The following is a 16442-nucleotide window of genomic DNA, read 5'->3' on the forward strand; positions in this document are numbered from 1 at the left end:
TGAGGGTTCCGAGACACGCGCGAAGGGGGTGTCTGCCTATATAACGGACGGATCCTGGGCGAAATCAGTGACGTAGTGCCATGGCGAAAAGCGTTCGTCGAGCTGTTTGCGGTAGAGGGCGGCGCAGTGGATGTCTTCGCTCGGCCTACGCTTGTACATCTCGCACCGACTATCCGTAGTACTTGGCATTCTCTAGCCACGCCGCTTAAAGCGCGTCGATGTCAGAAGGCTCGCATGCGCATCGTCTATCTGAGCCAAGCCGCGCTCGATCAAACGCGGCTGGAGATAACTGAAGCTTAAGCGTACACGGGCTGCACCGCACGGTCCATGGTGCTTTCCTTCGACGAGTTTCACATTGTGCTTCCGGCGCACCTCGCCGACCAATTCGGCGGAATCGACGCCTTCGGCAAGCGAGACCCAGAACGAAAATCCTCCACTCGGAATCTCGTAATCCGGTTTGCAGAATCGGCAGGCCTGTAACAGCCTATGCATTGCGTCGCGCTTGCTCCGGTAGTGCGTCCTTAGGTGTTCGACGTGAGCGTCCAAAGACGACGACTGCAATAAGGCGAGCGCCATATTGCTTACAATGGGACTCACACCTCCATCGCATTTCAGGTGGGCTAGGCGGTCGACAATTTCCGGCTCGGCCAGCACCCAGCCTACGCGAAGCCCGGGGCCTAAGATTTTGGAGAAGCTATGCACATTGATGATGTTACCACCCGCCTGCAGAATCTCGGGTGACGCGCAATCATAGGGCAACTCGCTATAAACCAGGTCCTGCACCAGCCGCACGCCGTTGCGGGACAGTAGAGCCTCCACCTCGACCATATGCCGGTGTGCAAAGTATTGTCCAGTCGGATTGTGGAACGCCGGAGTGGTATAGTACAACTTGGCTCGCCCCTTTGCGTGCAGCAATGCTTGTTCGAGCAGATCGAGGTCGACGCCCGAGGGATCCGCACCTACTTGAACCACCGTGGCGCCCGCAATAGAGAAGATGCGCAACGCACCGAGATAGGACGGGTCCTCGGTCAGCACGACGTCTCCTGGGTCGATAAAAGCATCGGCGAGCAGTTGCAGGGCTTGTGAAGCGCCGTTCGTCAGAATGACATTGCCGCGCGCCATCCGGTACCTTTGGCCAAGCTGTCCGCGCAGTTCTGGAAGGCCATAGGCGTCGGTGTACTGCGGTAGGTCGGAGATGCTGACGCCGGTCTCGACCTTAAGCGGGTCCGGCCATTGCAAGCGGGCGAACGTCAAAGGATCGGGAAGCCCATAGGCGAAGTTGACTGTGTCCTTGCCTGAGGTGTAGTCGAATACCCCATAACTGAGCGAAGTGCGACTGCGCATCGACATGACTGGCTCCATCGTGGGTTACGCGGCATCGACGGCGCGCTGGAAGCGCGATTGATATTGGCGGATGAACGAGTCGGCAATCGGCATTCCGAACGGCGGAAATTCGGCCGTCGCTCTGGGAGGCGTAGCCAATAGCGTGGCGTTTGCGCCGAGTGCCGGTGTCCAATTCTCGCCAAAGAACACGTTTCCATAGCGTTCGGCCAGCACTGGCATCACGGGATGGAGCATGCTCAGAAAGACGGATACGTGCACCGGACGCCACGTTTCCGGGCTCGTGCCGAAGCCCGTCGCGACGAAGTATTCGTCAATCAGATCGAGGGCGTTCCAGAAGCGTACCTGGTCCATCGCGGTGATATAACGTTGGACTATGTCGTCGTGCGCCGGCGTAAGACCGCTTCCATCGACATTCGCCGAGTGCAGTGAATCGCGGCGGAGGGCGCTTTCCCACGCAAGGATGTGCGAAGCCGACCGGATCAGTTCGCCGATCTGGAAATCGTTATTGTTGGTGCCGAACGGCTTGGCAATCCGAGCGAGCGCATAGCGCAACACACTCGGGTCGACCTGCCGGGATACTTCATCTGCCCAGAGTGCATGGTCGCGGCTGGTCGAGAACTTCTCGCCCTCCAATTTGTAGAAGTCCTGTATCGAATGATTTGCCGGAAGCGGATAGCCGCGCGCAAGCAGGCTGCCAGTCACGCCGATGGTGTAGTAGAAGCGGTTATCCTGGCCCATGAAAAACAGGAGGCGTGTATCGGGGTCGCGCATCACGGTGTCGTAGTTGACCTCGTCGCGCGCGCACTGCAAGCGGATCCCCGTCTCGAAACACCAAAGCCCTTCGAACCACGTCATCAACGTTTGCCCCGCAATCTTCGCGGGTGCTTCAAGTGTCACACCCCGGTCGAAAATGCGCGACATAGGCAGCGGCCGCAATTCGTCACGCAACCATGCACGCGCTTTACGCTGGATCGTTTGATCCCATTCACTCCCCTTGATCGCATCGTCAAGCATGGCTGCCATGCGAGGGATGTCGAAAACCGCCTGTTCGATGGGGCGAAGCGATAGCGGTTTGCCGCACGACGTGTGAACTGGCGTTCGCAACTTCGAGTGCTGTTGCGCCAAACCGCAGTTTTCGCACAAGTTGCTGTCGGTGGACGCATCGCACGCGGGGCAGAGGCCGACGGCAAGCGAATCGGCCACGAACTCGTCACAGTTTTCGCAGTAGAGTTGATGGCCATCACGCACATCAATGTAGCCTGCAGCTTCCAGCTCGCGAAAGATCTTCAGACTGTTCTGCTTGTGCGTAGCGTCCGTTGTTTTGATGAAGACATCGGGCTCGATGTGCATTGCCCGCAAGCAATCCATTATCTCGTCAATATGCAACTGCGCGACTTCGTCAATCGGGCGACCGAGCTTGCGCGCCTTCACTACTGTGTAGGTGCCATGCTCGTCCGCACCTGTGACGTGGTAGGCGAGGTGACCTCTCATGCGTTGAAAGCGAACGAAAAGATCGGTGAGCAGATAGACCCCGCCAATATGGCCGAGATGCAGTTTGCCGTTCGGGCAGGGCGGGGCGGGGCAAACGAAAAAAGTGCGTGTGTTCACGTTAGTCCCACCATATCGATAGAAATTTCAGGCTCGCTGCCAAATCGGCATTGCGAATCGCGTGCTCCTGATTCGGCTCGACATAGAGCAGCGTTGAATCTGCGACTGGCCGCGCCTGACCATTCACCTCGAAGACTCCCTTGCCTGAAATGAGTAGCCACAGTTCATGCTCGGAATGGGAGTGCAGATTGACAGCGCCCGTCGGCACGACCTCAACAATCGACGTGCCGAACGCTGTTGTCAGGCCAGCGGGCAGATGTTCGAGCAGCCGGCAAACAAGAACGCCGTATTCCGGCCGCATCATGGATTGGTCAATCTGCTTTGTGTACACGCACATCCTCCGGTGAATTACATTAGGTGCGATAGAAAATGCCATTTGGCGGCTTCAGATCGTGGATATCCGATTCCTTGCCTTCGGGTGGGTTGTAGGCACGCTTCAGTTTGTTGTATTCCGTACGCGTGGGGCCACCAGTTGAGGCGCGCTGGAACACCAGATAGAGCGTGCGGCGCGAACGGTTGCTTTTGTTGGGCTGCGAATAGTGCGGCGCGTAGTCGTCGAAGACGAAGATGTCGCCGGCCTTCCAGGGCACGGGTTCCCACTTGAACGTCTCGGCCACCTCCGGATGAATCACGCCGCCGGCGTCCATCGGAAACACACCTTTCTGATGGTTGCCCGGACTGAAGAACAGGCCGCCGTTGTCCGGATCGGAATCGTCGATGCCGATGGCGACCACGGCATGCACCATGCGTTCAGGAATGTTGTGCGGGATGTGATAGATGTCCTGATGCGGACGATAGCCGCCGCTGTCCGGGTACTTGAAGATGAGCAGTTCCTTGAGCATGCGGGTATCTTCATCGAGAAGCGATTCGACGGCCGTCTGGATGCGCTTGTCGGCCAGCAACAGGTCGCGCAGCTCGTTGTTGAAGTCCAAAAAGTTCTCTATCTTTGAAACGATCCTGCGGTCGTCCTCGGTCTTCTCGAACCACATCATCCATTTGTTGTCGCTGATTTCCCAGCGCGAGACATCGTTGACCAGAGCAGAAATCTTTTCGCGGGTGACCGGATCGAAAAAGCCCTGTACCTTTAGATATCCATCTTCGTGCCACTTGGATTTTTGCGTTTCGTTCAGCATACGAACCACCTCGTTAAAGAACGGAGTTAAGGAGAAGTCAGGCGGCGAAATGCGCCTTCATGCGCATGACGCCGAGTAGCACCACATTGGCGAGTACGGCGCCTAGCAGGACGACGAGCATTGCATCGGCGCCGAAAACGTGAATCAGGGCGCCACATAGGAAAGGGCATCCGAATAGACCGATGAAATAGGCAAGCGTAAAGATTTGCGAAGTCACCGGCACCGAAACGCCGTGGTCTCCGGCGAGGTTCACGGCCATGCCGTTCAGGATCGAGTAGCTCAGTCCGTAGCCGGTGGCGAACAGCGCGGTAGCGACGATATAAAGCGTCGTGCTGCCGTGGTTCAACAGGAACAGTACGAGCGAGGCGCCGGTCAGCAAAAACAATGCGAGCGCCAGTCGCGCGGGCTTGATGCGTCCCATGGTTCTCGCGAGCGACAAGCGCAGTGCCACGCTGGTTATCGTGAACGTCAGGAAGAACAGGTCTGGCCTGAGGTTACGCGAGACGGCATAGGGTGTCTGGTAAGTCGCCAGCCCGGCGAAGACACAGGCTGCCAGTGCGATCATTGCGATCGGCACTGCTGTTCGTGCCCTGAGCAGGGCCAACGTGTCGGTCGCGGTAATGGCCACGCGCGTCATCGGCAAACAGGACCTATCGCTCATCGCCTCGCTGGCGATCTTGACGCAGACTGCCGCCACCGCGCATGCCGCTGCGAACAGAAGGTAGGCCAGCGCGATCGAGCCGGTATGTTGGGCGATCAGACGGCTCAAAGGCGCCGCCATGCCTAGGCCGGCCATTTGCGTGCCGGAGACGAAGGTCAGGTACTGGATACGCGCGTTGGGGCACAGATGATGGATGATTTGCAGCGGCGCGAGTATGAAGAACACGGACCACCCAGCGCCCAACAGCAAACCGCCTGCATAGACGGCACGAATGTCCATTGGCGCAGCGGCGAAGCAGAGCATGCTGCCTGCCATGACGAGCGAGGCCAGCGCGATGGTCGGCATGACACCGATACGCTGGGCTATGCGCCCAGCCACGCAGCAGCAGATCATGGTCGAGACCATGCCGCTCGAAATGACGGCGCCGGCGACATCGTTCTTCATGCCCAGGGATTGCAGGTACTCGGGCAGGAGAAAACTCGTCCCGTACGAAGCGGCGATCACCAGTGCCGCGATCAGAAACGGAATGAACGCCCGTAATTGGAGGGATGCCGGCAAGTGCTCGGCGTGTGAGATCGCACGCTCGCCAGTCGATAGATAAATGGAGGAGCCAGTCATGCGCTTACGCCACTGCCGGTTGACGCGATGCCTGAGGCGCGTCGCACAGTATCGATCCTGCTTCAGTCTCCTGATCCTCAAGGCTGTCGAGCAGTTGCCGGTCCGGAACATCCGGATAGAACGCACGACCTAGCAGACTGTTGATGATGCGGCTGTTCCTGTACGCGACCAGTGAAAGATTGACGCTTTGCAGGCCATGCTGCACGCGGCTTTGGTTTTGCAGATACACGGGACCGGGCATTGGCGCATCGAAGCGCACGGCGTAATCGGGATCGAGCGTTGGCAGACCGTCTTCACGGCTTGCGCCGTCGAGCAGCTTCTGAACGAATGGCAAATGGCGCGGCTGAAAACCGGTTGCGAGGATGATTCTGTCCGCGCTTATACCGTTGCGCTGCGACGTGACGAGCGAGGTCAACCCGATATGCCAGCGACCGCTGCGGCGTGTGATCTCGTCCATTGTCACCGAAGGCAACAGACAAAAGCAGTCGGCTAGCGTGCCATGGACGCTGCGTTCGTACAACGCTTCATAGAGCCGGTTGCACAGGCTGGCGGAGATGCCGTCGCTGGTGAGCTTTTCGCTTTCGACAATGGCCCGGCGCTGCTGGATCGGCAGCGTGTGAAAGCGTTGGCTATAACCGGGCATGTATGCTTCATTGACAAATGCGTTGTCGTCCATCGCAAACAGATTGGCGCGCGACGTCGCCCAAGTGATCTTGTCGGGACCTGACTCGGTCAGCATGTGCTCGACGACTTCCGCGCCGCTTTGCCCGCCGCCCACCACCAGCACATGTTCGTCTTCGCTGAACGGTTTCCGGTTAAGGTAGTCGTCTACGTGATAGACCGTCTCGCCAACCACCTGCCGCGCACATGCCGGCACCTTGGGTTCGACGCCGACCCCGACCACTACCGCGCGCGCATGATATGTGCGCGCGGTAGTGGTCACGCAATAGCCCTTATTGCAAGGCCTGATATCGATCACCTCCTCGCCGAATCGAAGCGTGTCCAGGCATTGCGCGACCCATTGGTAATAGTGGGTGAACTCACGTCGCGACGTGCTGTTTCCACCTTTATTCACGAAGCTGTACAGGCGTCGATGTACAGCGAGATAGTTGAGAAAGGAATATGGGCTTGTGGGATTCACCAAGGTCACACAATCCTTGAGCGGCGACACCTGGAGTTGACTTTGGGGCAGCATGAGCCCCGGATGCCAGGAGAATTCTATGCGCTTCTCAAAGAAGAGCGCTCGCAAACCGGTGGGCTGAATGAGCGCCGCGAGGCTTAGATTGAACGGTCCGATACCAATACCGATGACGTCTAGCATGTCCATAGGAACTTGTTCCGCCGTTAGAGGGGAATTGGCCAACCGATATAGTGCAGCGCAATTCCCGTGGACTAAGATTGAGGCGGTGGTGCCGGCGTACTGCGTAGCCGATGCCCGCTGCAGGAAAACGAAAGCCGTAGATGGCGATCGCTTTTCTTCCTAATGGCATTTTGACCAGCACTATGCTTGGTTTGACATTACCTCGGGCCGCCTGAGTGAATCATACGAGGAATTGAGAAGCTGAACACCTTGAACATACGCAAACCTTGCGGTGCGTCAATTGTCCACGCGGCGTTGTCGGATTCAGACGCCGGATCACCCGCAGTCCAAAGAGAGTTGTCACGTTGCTCAGTGGTTCGGATAACATCCGGGACTCAGAACATCGAATCGGTCTATCGTGGTCATCGCTTCCGGCGATCGTCATCAATCGTGTCGTGCGATGGTGAGGCAAACCGAATCCCAAGGCTGTGTACACGAAGGAATTGCGTGAAGAAGCAGTAAAGCTGGTAATAGCCGATGGCCTCGGCGTGTCCGAAGCCGCGTGTCGATTGTCAATTTTGATGAAGACGTTAGCAAACTGGGTTCTGCTGCAAAGGACGGCAAGCTGGAGAATGTTGGGCAGCATCAGAGACCACTGACAGAGGTCCGAGGCCGAGCCGGGGCGGGTCAAGCGGGAATTGGCCGAAGTAAAAATGGAGCGCGATCTGTTAAAAAAGTTCGCAACGTACTTCGCCGCGGAGTCGCGGTGAAGTACGGCGTAACTGAACAGATGCGACAGCAATATCCAGTGCGTTCAATGTGCCGGTTCCTGGGCGTGTCCATCAGTGGCTAGTTTGCCTGGCGCAAACGGCCGCTGTCGTTACACGCTCAGCAAGAGCGTCGACTCGAAGCACAGGTGCGTGCAGCTCACGAGCGGACGCGAGAAACCTTTGGCCCGGAACGGCTACAGAACGATTTGGCGCACCACGGCGTCCAGATTGGTGTTCACCGCATCATGCGTTTGCGCACGAAGCTCGGCCAGCGCTGCAAGCAAAAGCGCAAGTTCAAGGCGACGACCAATTCAACGCACGACCTGCCAGTCGCGCCGGATATGCTGGACCAGGACTTCCGTGCGAGCGCTTCGAATCAGGCCTGGCGTGGTGACATCACTTACGTCGCGACCGATGAGGGATGGCTGTATCTGGCCGGCCCCAAGGACCTGTTTAGCGGAGAAGTAGTCGGCTATGCGACGAGCGAGCGCATGACAAAACAGCTGGTAATGCGGGCCCTGTTTCGTGCCGTCGCGTCGGACTGATCACCGGCCGGTCTAATACAGTATACGGACTGCGGCAGTCAGTACTGCGCCCATGTCTATCAGAAGCTCCTCAAACAGTCCGGCATGCAGGCATCAATGAGCAGACGCGGAAATTGTTTCGATAACGCACCAATTGAATCATTCTGTGGCTCACTGAAAAATGAGCTCATCTATCATCGCAAGTTCGCGACCCGCGACCAGGCCCGCAACGAGATCACGGAATACGTCGAAATCTTTTACAACCGGCAGCGCACACAGGCGCGTCTGGACTATCTGTCGCCGGCCGCTTTCACGCAGCGATTCCATTTGAGTAAAACCGCTGCTTAACCCGTTGGCGTCCACGAATTCCGACAGACCTCACAGTTGATCAGGTCGGCCAGTCGCACCAACGGGTCTTCAGGCTGATCTGCTCTCGCAGCGGCTGCCGGAGAAATCTTGTTCCGGCACAGGCGTCTTCGGACCCATCTGCACCTCGTCGAAAAATGCAGGATTTACGCGTCAATATGCCAAGGTTCCCGCAATTCCAACAATACCATTTCGGCCCCAAAGCCATGCCATATAAGGCTCGCCGGATTGTTCAGGCTCGACTAATTAGCCGCCGATTTTTTAAACTTTAATCTAGAATGTCGTTCGCATTCCGAATCTAAACACGCGTGCCGTGGAGTTGGGGTATGCCGGTTCCCCGTAATATAGGGCTTGCCCCAACGTGTAAGCGGACCCATTTTTATTTTTTGTTTGTGCATACCCGATATATATACTGGTGTTTTTCAAAAGAGAATAAAAAACACCCAGTCCTACAATGTACGAGTTTTTTGACCGAGTAATTCCATTCGAGGTGTCAATCAATTTGATAACTTGTGCCATTAATACGGTCGAACGCGTGATTTGGTAGCTCGCCCCAAGATTGGCAATTGCATACCGCAACGAATTATTCAACGATGCTGCGCCAGTTATGATTGAGTAGTCATCTTTAGTGTAGCCGAGATACACTCTTACCGGCCCAATCCCATAGTTACCGCCGACACCCCATGCTTTGTAATATACCTGATCCAATGCGTCTCTCTGATAGACATATCCGGCATGAAACGTTGCGGGGCCATTGGTGTAATTGATTGCCCCGCTAAAAGTTGTTCCGCCACTTGTGGATTTCGTAACACCGCCGAAACCGTACATCAACCCAACCGAGAATCCATAAATTTTCGGAGATGAGTAAAGAACGGAATTATTAACGCGGCACGTAATGACCTCGGTAAGGAGCGTAGCTTGGACGGTACCATTAGGCAAAGTACGATCAACGCCCCAGATGCTCCCTCCTAAGCCTCCCAAAAAAACGTCGTTGTCACTCATAGCAAGAAACTCTGGCGAGTATTGACGACCAAAAGTTAAAGTTCCTTCAGGACCTTCGAAGCCAATATACGCTTGCCGGCCGAAAAGTGCACCGCCCTGCTGTATGGTGCCGGCATTAGGCGAGAAACCACTCTCAAGTCTGAAAATAGCTTTGTAACCGTCGCCGAAGACTTGGCTACCCATAAGGCCAAGTCGCGATCCGAACGTGCCGCCATTCGACATTTTAGTTAAGGTTCCTCTGCCCTGATTTGAGATATCAATGAGAACATCTAATGCTCCATATAGCGTAACGCCACCCTGCGCTCGGCTTGAATCGAACGCTAATCCAAAAAATACTCCCACCACCACTGCGTATACCAATTTTATCATTTGGAAGCCAAATCTCTTTTTGCTTCTGATGAGCCAATATCGTGGTCATTGAACAAATCCGACAGAAAGTGGAGTTGCATGGAGTGACAGCCAAATCTATGCCATGCGCACTCCGTTACTATCCTCACGCCTCGATAATTGAGAATTGGGACTCTAGGCCCGGCATGATTCTCCAAGTTGCAGTCGTGAGCCGGGGGGCACCGGGCTTGGTGGGGCAGGTGATCGCTAATAGGAGTTCAGCCGGAACGTCGTTAGGCCATCCAGTACGTGAATGCGGAGACTTGCCGCCGATGTTGCAGACCGAGCCGTGCAACGTGCGAAGCCCTCGATGCATGAAAAGCCAACAACATCGCTTAGTCGACCCATTCATGAGCGTTGACGTAGGCAAAGGTCACCATCACCCCGTAGCCCTCGGCCGAACCCGAAAGCGTTGGTACAGCAAAGCGCTGGCCCGACGATGAGGCAAAGCTGTGCACTCATCTCCGAACTGAAGACGTTCGGTGAACTTTTGTTCGTCGTAGATCACCCTCACCATCGAAGCATTGTCCGCGGCAGTCGCTCCTGACCTTGGTGTCCTAGTCGCATCCTTACCAGCCTGGCTATGCGCCGCATTGCCGACCTGCTCGATGGCAATGCCAAGATTGATGCGCGCGATGCCGCTGTCATCGCTATATCCGCGCGCTCAATGCCGCTTACACTGCGCTGCCTCCGACGGGCTGACGTACTGCTCGCCGAAATCACCATGCTGTGCGGCCGCCACAACCTGCGCTGCATGCAGAGGTGCGGTAAGAGGACGCTCGGTTCATCGTCAAGCCCGAGCTCATATGCGGCTTCATGCCGGGACCCGTACATAGGCGCCTGGTAAGTTCCGCAGTGAAGGCCGAGCCTCAAGGGTTCACTCCAACTATAGGCTCCGGTGGCTCAATGCGGATGCACCACGCAACGAACTGGAAGATGCTTCGGGCCGCTCACGAAGCTGGACGCAACGAATTCGATTTCGCCCGCCGGCTCAATAAGCCGCAACCTTGGGACCAGTTCCTCAAACAAGATGCGCATTTCCATGTTCGCGAGATGCTGACCTAGGCACACGTGGGCGCCGACGCCGAAAGCGAGATGCCGGTTCGGTTTGCGGTCGATATTGAATGCGAACGGCTCAGGGAAGACTTGCTCGTCACGATTTGCCGAGCCATAGCAGAGCATCAGCCAATCGCCCTTGCGGATTGTCCGACCCCGGACGTTGGTGTCGGCAGTCGCTGTACGCATGAAATGACGCACCGGCGATGCGTAGCGAAGGGTTTCGTCGATAAACTGCGGAATCAGCGAACGATCCGCCTGTAGTCGCGGCAGTAGCTCAGGGAAGCGGCTCAACGCCCACATCGCGACCGATATGGACGACGAAACCGTATCATGTCCTGCTGCGGCGATGATCACGTAGTAGCCAAGACGGGTCGCTTCATCGATAGGCTGTCCATTGACCACCGCGTTGGCCAGCAAGCTTGCGATATCGTTACGGGGGTTCTTCCGGCGGTCTTCGGTCAGGCGGTCGAAATAATCCTTGAAGTCGGCCACAATGGACAGCAGAGCCTTGCCCATCGCACCGCTCGCATCGCCTTGGCGCTGCACTTCGCGCTTGTATTCGGCATCCTCGCTTCCGAACATCTCCTGAGTCAGCGTCAACATGCGCAGGGAATCTTCCTGCGGAACGCCGAGAATATCCATGATCACGTTCAGTGGGAAATGCAATGCAAAGTCATTCGCAAAATCGATCACTTGCCCGCTGTGATGCAACAGCTTCGCGATCGTCATATTTGCCAGCGATCGAATGCGGTTGTCAAGCTTGAGAATGCTGTTCGGCATGAACCACGACTGTGTCAGCGCACGTAGACTCTTGTGCTCGTCGCCGTCGACGTGCACGAGCGATCGGACGATGTTTGGACTACCGGTGGTGGAAATGACATGCTCGATCGACGCTCTTGGCCTGCAGACGACAGAATAGTCGCCGTTGCGGAACAAGACATTGTCTCGTGAGATCATGGAGACGTCGGCGTGTTTCGTGACCACCCAGAACGGATCATGTCCGTCCGCCATTGCGCGCCCAACAGGGTTGTTTGCACGCGCCCAACTATAGGTTTCATGGAGACGATTGAGGTTGGTATAGGACTGCGGATCAACCAGATGGTTTGCTATGTCTTTCGGTAGGTCGTAATTTGGCATGCTCATGATATTGATAGTGTGGTTTGTTGGTGGACGGGCAGCACTGTCTAGGCAAGAGAAGGGCGCCTCTTCCCGCCCCATTCCGCTATTGGGCTCCCCGCGGACTCAATGACTGGTCTCAACGGCGGATTCAACCGGTGGATGCAATAGTTTGCTGTCATCCGATATCTGCAGATCGGTCCCCCGTTGGCGTAGGCACTGCAGCGTTCGCATCGGTAATGTGGGTGAACTGGCGTGACGGACGTCGATATCCGCCCTTCGTATTCCTTCATACTATTCGCGGTCTCCCTGTGTACCCTTAATCTAGGTCAACTCTTCTTGGTTAAGTGATCGCTCAGGTGGTCCTTGAGGGCTACTGTTTGTCGGGCCAGTACGCAACAATCTGAGCCGGCCCCAGAGGAGGCGAAGCTTGAGCAGTTTGTGTTCGTGACCAAGATGCGCTGGCGCATCGAGCGCGACTATTAGGACCTAAAACAGGAGTTCGCGCTCGGTCATTACGAGGGCGCGACTGGCGTGGCTTTCACCACCACGCCAGACTGAGTACCATTGCATATGGGTTTATGCTGGCTCAGCGACTCAGGATGGGATCAGATGCAAACGATAAAAAAGCTTCCTTGAACGTACGCTGCCTGTCCTTCCCCCGGATTACATCCCACGGGGCAGTCCAGCGCGCACAACGCCACGTTCCTGATTTCGTTACCACGTTGCGTATCCTGCTTGGACTACGCCTCATACGTATCCGTCAGCGTAACCCGTCAGAAGTTGGAATTTAGTACGGGACCAACAACACTGTGAGAGATCAGGACGAGGTGAGCGAGATCCCACTGCGACAGTGTGACGGCTTTCCGGATGTCAGAACGAGTAACCTTGATCATGTCAGTAGTGCCAGTCAGCGACGGCTACTTGTGTCGGTTCATCGCAGCTCACCGGAACGATCTGGGCCAGGGGTGCCACCACGTCACGTTGGCCCCACCGAACCCAGACGAAGATGCCAACCCGACACAGGTCTTCATGAGCGAGTCCTGTGACCGAGACGTGTTCACCCGGGCGCAGCGGTGAAGAGGCCATTGCTTTGCGAATGCCGGCCTCGAATGGAAACGAGAGCTGTTCTTCCAGATAGCAGTGCCAGGACGTCGCCCGCTCTTCCTCGGTATAGGCGTCGACGACCACCTCCATCTCGATGCGATGTTCACGTTCCGCGTTGATTTTGGTCCTGGCCATGATGTTGCACGGTGATCGGCATAGATGGGGTTATAGGTCGACGATACGCCGCAGCAGGCCGTAGGAAACGCGCCAGTGTCCTTCGGAGTCTGTCACGGCAATCGAGGCAGTTTTCGAGTTCAGCCTGACGATGGTGCCGACCCGCTCGCTTAGGTGTTTGTCGGTGAAACCAACGGTGTCGCCGACGAAGAACTCTTCGCGTTGTGCGCGCGGTGGCGGTGCCGGTTCGGGATGAATCGGGGCGGCCGCGCTATCGGCAACGATCGCCGCATACGGTAGCGCCCAGCGCCGCCGGCTCACACTGTCCTGAACGATCGCCTGTGCGTGTCGAAGCTCGACGACGGTGCCCTGCGACAGAGGTCCCAGCGGATTGTCGCCGATATAACTGACGGCCATTCCGAGGCGCAGGCGCTGACGTACTTCCAGAATGCGTCGCGGGTCATCGAGCATTTTTCCGATGGCGAGATAAAGGCGATACAGCTCGGCGCTGGGGGCCTGCCGAAGCGAGTCGAGAATGTCCATGAACGTGAAGGCGTTTAACGGGAGAGCGGCAATAGTTCGTGCGCGCGATTGACAGGATACGACGGCAGCTTCTCGAGCGTGTCCTTGAGCCACGCATACGGTTCGAAACCGTTCAGGCGAGCCGTGCCGAGCAGAGAGTACATCGTGGCGGCGGCCTTGGCGCCACGCGGCGAGCCCGCGAATGTCCAATTGGCTCTCCCCAGGGCGATAGGGCGAACTTGACGCTCGAGAGCATTGTTATCAGGCAGCAGGATACCGCTTTCGGTGTAGCGAATGAGTGCCTGCCAGTGACGTAACGCATAGCCGAACGCCTTTGCGAGCGGCGCCTGAACTGGCAAACCGATGACGTTGCCTTCCAGCCATTGCCGGAACCGCGCAAGTATCGGCAGCGCCTCGGCTTGGCGCGCAGCATATTTGAGATCAGGTGTTTGGTCCCGGATGCGCGACTCGATCGCGTACAGGTTGGCAATCCACTGCAGCGCCTGCGCCGCAAGTCCCGGTTTGCTCTGCGCCTTCGCGATCTCGAAGAAGCGTCGGCGGCAATGAGCCCAGCATCCGACCTCGACGAGGTCGCCGGTTTCGTAGAGTGCGCCATGTCCACTGTATGCGTCGGCCTGCAGATAGCCTTTGTACTTTTGCAGGTAGCGCAGCGGATGCGAACCGGAGCGCGACTCAGCGAATTCGAACACGACCGCCGGCGGGTGGTCAACCCAGACACCGTTCTCCTCGCGCTGCCCCGCGCCCAGGTATCCCCATAATCGTGCGGTGCGCGTCGCCGTGCGACCCTTCTCGAGTAACGGCAGCGTTGTGTCGTCCACGTGCATACGGGGTGCCTGCAACTGGTGAGCCCGTAGCGGTGGCAGCAGCACTTCGAGCAGCTCGGCTGCCGCCAGCTTCCATTCACACAGCGTTGCCCGGGGCAGATGTACGCCACGTCGTGCATAGCGCATCTCCTGCCGGTTCAAGGGCAGATGATCGACGTAGGTGTTGACCAGAATGTTAGCCAGCAGGCTCGCGCTTGCGTTGCTCTTCGGCAGCGGCGAAGGTTGGGCGCTTGCGGTCACGATGGTCGACTCACCATCCTTCTTCGCTGCGTACTTGAAGCGGATGTGCTCGATAACGGTGAGCCTCGATGGCTCGTAGTGCAGCGTCTCGCTGCGCTCCTCGCCGATCCGCTCGAGCGAATTAAATGCGGCTTTCTGTTCGCCGTTCAGATCGTATTCAATACGCGTGCGCGGCAAGTCCTTCGGCAGTGCCGGACGCCCTTTGCGGGTGTGGCCCGCGACCGGAACCTCGGCGTGCTCGGGCGGAACGGGTAACTCCGTGGCGGCATCGAACAGTTCCGCCTGGCCCGCCAGCCGCTCGGAACTGACGCCGAAGCGGGCGCGGTTCGCCTGGGCAATCTGGTGCTGCAGCGCTTCCAGCTGCTCCCACAGCACGCACGCCAGCCGGTTCTGCTCGAGCGCGAAGGCTTGCAGCGCATCGGGCTCGACCGGCAATTCCGCGACAGTGATGGCGGTGGGCGGCATGGCTATCATGATGCCCAACTCGCGCGACGTTTACAAGATCGGGGAGCCTTGTATCTGCGCAGGCGGGAGCAAAGTCAACTCACGCGCGTCACCGCGACGGCGCGATGCGGCTCGCGTGCCGGAATCTCAATGCCCTCGAGCCAGGCGTTGAGTTCGGCAAGCGTGAAGCCGCGTTGCGCGAGCGCCAACGGTGACGGAAAGCGGCGCCGTTCAAGGCGCTTGTACCAGAGTGCGAAGCCGGTGCGATCCCAGTATAGACATTTGACTTTCGAGCGATCCCGGCCGACGAACACGAACAGATTGCCCGAGACAGGGTTCTGGGCAAGCAGCGGTTCGACCAGATATGACAGCCCATCAATCGATTTGCGCATATCGACCGGTTCACGACAGATATACGCACGGACATCGGCTGCGATCAGCACCGTGCACCTCCAAGCTGTCCGAGCACGAAGCGCACGATGCGCTCGGCATGAACGCCCGTCAGCTCGACGCGCACACCGGCGAGCGACAACGTCACCCGATCACGTGAAGACGACGAAGCGTCCAATGCCGGTGGCGGCGCCTGAATGGCTGGTGTGGTGTCCGGATGGGAAACGATAAATGCCGCGTCTGGCGTGAGCTCGAGCGGACGCACCTCCGCCCGCGCCTCGCCCGAGAGCTTCTTGCGCCACAGGCTGAAGGTACTGAGGGCCAGCCCGCGCTCACGACAGAAACGTCGCGTGCCGAGTCCACTTGCGGTCCATGCCACGACCATTTCGCGCCAGAATGCCTCGCCTTGCCGGGGGCGTCGCGCACCCGTTGGTACAGCCGTTTCTCCCGATGTGTCGTCCATCACATGGCTCCGTCGTTACGATGGCAACACCTTGGCACCGCACTTACGTGCGTTCAAGACGGGATGCGCTGACGGATACGTTGCGGCAGTGGTGCACCAACGTCATGCGCTCGAAAGTCGAGCCGATGAAGGACGTGGCACGTCTGATTTGCCGGCACTTCGATGGCATCGTCGCCTGGACTCAGACCCGCCAGACCAACGGCTTCATCGAGGCCATCAACGGCTTGTTTCAAGCTGCCAAGCGCAAGGCTCGCGGTTACACGCGCTTCACGACGATGCGCACCATCCTCTTTCTCATCGCCGGCAAGCTGGATTTCTCCAGCTTCAACCCGCATGCCCCGTGAGCCGCGTTACCCACTGCATTTTGAAAAGATGCCAAGTTTCCGAGGATGGCATCGAGGTCCCGCGGGTCGATGAGCAACCTCCGCC

The 16442-nt window shown here is 57.6% G+C and carries 12 protein-coding genes and 5 pseudogenes; 4 read left to right on the plus strand and 13 right to left on the minus strand.

The window, feature by feature from the left end:
- Positions 1 to 192 precede the first annotated feature (192 nt).
- Genes B0G77_RS38150 through B0G77_RS38175 form a run of 6 tightly spaced genes read right to left on the minus strand, consistent with a single transcriptional unit; the run spans position 193 to position 6691 of the window.
- Positions 193 to 1350, minus strand: coding sequence for a PLP-dependent aminotransferase family protein (locus tag B0G77_RS38150; protein ID WP_133667111.1), 1158 nt, complete (start codon positions 1348 to 1350; stop codon positions 193 to 195).
- Positions 1351 to 1368: 18 nt separating this feature from the next.
- Positions 1369 to 2952: a class I tRNA ligase family protein gene (locus B0G77_RS38155; RefSeq protein WP_133667112.1), complete on the minus strand. Its 1584-nt coding sequence runs from the start codon at positions 2950 to 2952 to the stop codon at positions 1369 to 1371.
- A 1-nt stretch (position 2953) separates the two neighbouring features.
- Positions 2954 to 3289 (minus strand): cupin domain-containing protein, encoded by a 336-nt coding sequence (locus tag B0G77_RS38160; protein ID WP_133667603.1) that lies wholly within the window; start codon positions 3287 to 3289, stop codon positions 2954 to 2956.
- Positions 3290 to 3305: 16 nt separating this feature from the next.
- The gene (locus tag B0G77_RS38165; RefSeq protein ID WP_133667113.1) at positions 3306 to 4085 is read right to left on the minus strand and encodes a phytanoyl-CoA dioxygenase family protein; all 780 of its coding nucleotides are present in this window, start codon (positions 4083 to 4085) and stop codon (positions 3306 to 3308) included.
- Positions 4086 to 4122: 37 nt separating this feature from the next.
- Positions 4123 to 5364, minus strand: a complete 1242-nt coding sequence (locus B0G77_RS38170) for an MFS transporter (RefSeq protein ID WP_133667114.1) — start codon at positions 5362 to 5364, stop codon at positions 4123 to 4125.
- Between the two features lie 4 nt (positions 5365 to 5368).
- Positions 5369 to 6691: a SidA/IucD/PvdA family monooxygenase gene (locus B0G77_RS38175; RefSeq protein WP_133667115.1), complete on the minus strand. Its 1323-nt coding sequence runs from the start codon at positions 6689 to 6691 to the stop codon at positions 5369 to 5371.
- A 461-nt stretch (positions 6692 to 7152) separates the two neighbouring features.
- On the opposite strand from B0G77_RS38175, the pseudogene B0G77_RS38180 reads away from it, so the two are divergent.
- Positions 7153 to 8306: pseudogene (locus B0G77_RS38180) on the plus strand (IS3 family transposase).
- Positions 8307 to 8597: 291 nt separating this feature from the next.
- Here B0G77_RS38180 and B0G77_RS38185 read toward each other — a convergent pair.
- A complete protein-coding gene (locus tag B0G77_RS38185) occupies positions 8598 to 9695 on the minus strand; it encodes a porin (protein ID WP_133667116.1) in 1098 nt (365 codons plus the stop codon).
- A gap of 271 nt (positions 9696 to 9966) precedes the next feature.
- Here B0G77_RS38185 and B0G77_RS44990 point away from each other — a divergent pair.
- Positions 9967 to 10449: pseudogene (locus tag B0G77_RS44990) on the plus strand (transposase); the annotation flags it as partial.
- A gap of 167 nt (positions 10450 to 10616) precedes the next feature.
- Here the strand turns inward: B0G77_RS44990 and B0G77_RS38195 are convergent.
- Complete coding sequence (locus tag B0G77_RS38195) at positions 10617 to 11915, minus strand: cytochrome P450 (protein ID WP_133667118.1); 1299 nt, start codon at positions 11913 to 11915, stop codon at positions 10617 to 10619.
- 387 nt (positions 11916 to 12302) lie between these two features.
- Between B0G77_RS38195 and B0G77_RS38200 the strand changes: the two are divergent.
- A pseudogene (locus tag B0G77_RS38200) lies at positions 12303 to 12600 on the plus strand (IS701 family transposase); the annotation flags it as partial.
- Positions 12601 to 12664: 64 nt separating this feature from the next.
- Here B0G77_RS38200 and B0G77_RS38205 read toward each other — a convergent pair.
- The 5 genes and pseudogenes from B0G77_RS38205 to B0G77_RS38225 all read right to left on the minus strand — a co-directional run bounded on the left by B0G77_RS38205 (position 12665) and on the right by B0G77_RS38225 (position 16013).
- Positions 12665 to 13130 (minus strand): annotated as a pseudogene (locus tag B0G77_RS38205) (calcium-binding protein).
- A gap of 30 nt (positions 13131 to 13160) precedes the next feature.
- A complete protein-coding gene (locus B0G77_RS38210) occupies positions 13161 to 13652 on the minus strand; it encodes a hypothetical protein (protein ID WP_133667119.1) in 492 nt (163 codons plus the stop codon).
- A gap of 14 nt (positions 13653 to 13666) precedes the next feature.
- Positions 13667 to 15181 carry an IS66 family transposase gene (locus tag B0G77_RS38215; RefSeq protein WP_166656367.1) on the minus strand — a complete coding sequence of 505 codons (1515 nt, stop codon included), beginning with the start codon at positions 15179 to 15181 and terminating at the stop codon, positions 13667 to 13669.
- Positions 15182 to 15255: 74 nt separating this feature from the next.
- Complete coding sequence (tnpB, locus tag B0G77_RS38220) at positions 15256 to 15603, minus strand: IS66 family insertion sequence element accessory protein TnpB (protein WP_133667121.1); 348 nt, start codon at positions 15601 to 15603, stop codon at positions 15256 to 15258.
- Positions 15597 to 16013 (minus strand): hypothetical protein, encoded by a 417-nt coding sequence (locus tag B0G77_RS38225; protein WP_133667122.1) that lies wholly within the window; start codon positions 16011 to 16013, stop codon positions 15597 to 15599. Before B0G77_RS38225 ends, tnpB begins: the two co-directional genes overlap by 7 nt.
- A gap of 50 nt (positions 16014 to 16063) precedes the next feature.
- Here B0G77_RS38225 and B0G77_RS38230 point away from each other — a divergent pair.
- Positions 16064 to 16357, plus strand: a pseudogene (locus B0G77_RS38230) (transposase); the annotation flags it as partial.
- Positions 16358 to 16442: the final 85 nt, after the last annotated feature.

Origin of the sequence: Paraburkholderia sp. BL10I2N1, from assembly GCF_004361815.1 — a bacterium.
Classification (GTDB): Bacteria; Pseudomonadota; Gammaproteobacteria; order Burkholderiales; family Burkholderiaceae; genus Paraburkholderia.